Annotated in this window: 1 protein-coding gene; it reads left to right on the top strand. The window is 62.4% G+C overall.

The genetic code is table 11. From position 1 onward, the window contains the following. Nucleotides 1-507: aldolase (locus AB4Z27_RS29385; RefSeq protein WP_441646028.1), on the top strand; the 507-nt coding region annotated here is incomplete at its 5' end. Between the last annotated feature and the right edge of the window lie 44 nt (nt 508-551).

Raw genomic sequence — 551 nt, 5'->3', positions numbered from 1 at the left:
ATGCCGAACCCTGCCAACCGCTTCCATTCCTGGCTGTATCGCGCGCGTCCGGACCTGAACTGCATCGTTCATTCCCACGCGCCGCATGCCTCTGCGCTTGCCATGCTCGAGGTTCCCCTGACCATCTCCCACATGGACACCTGCGTCCTCTACGACCAGACGGCATTCCTCGAAAAATGGCCCGGTATCCCGGTTGGCAATGAAGAAGGCGAAATCATCTCCAAAGCGCTCGGCGACAAAAAGGCGATCTTGCTGTCACACCACGGTCTTCTGGTTGCTGGTGCGTCGGTGGAAGAAGCTTGCGTGTTGGGCGTGATGTTCGAACGTGCTGCGCGCCTGCAGCTCCTGGCGATGGCGGCGGGGGAGATTCAGCCGATTCCRCCGGAACTGGGTCGTGAAGCGCAACGCTGGGTGAGTACCCAGAAGCGGTTCGAAGCGACGTTCGCCTACTATTCCCGCCGCGCCCGTCGCGAACTGCCGGCGGGTCGCGAACTGCCGGCGGATTGAAGCGGAGGCGCGGCCGTTCAACGTTTCGTCGGATCGTCGGCGGT

Origin of the sequence: Cupriavidus sp. KB_39, assembly GCF_052114485.1 — a bacterium.
Lineage (GTDB): Bacteria > Pseudomonadota > Gammaproteobacteria > Burkholderiales > Burkholderiaceae > Cupriavidus.
This window is presented reverse-complemented; position numbering and strand designations above follow the sequence as displayed.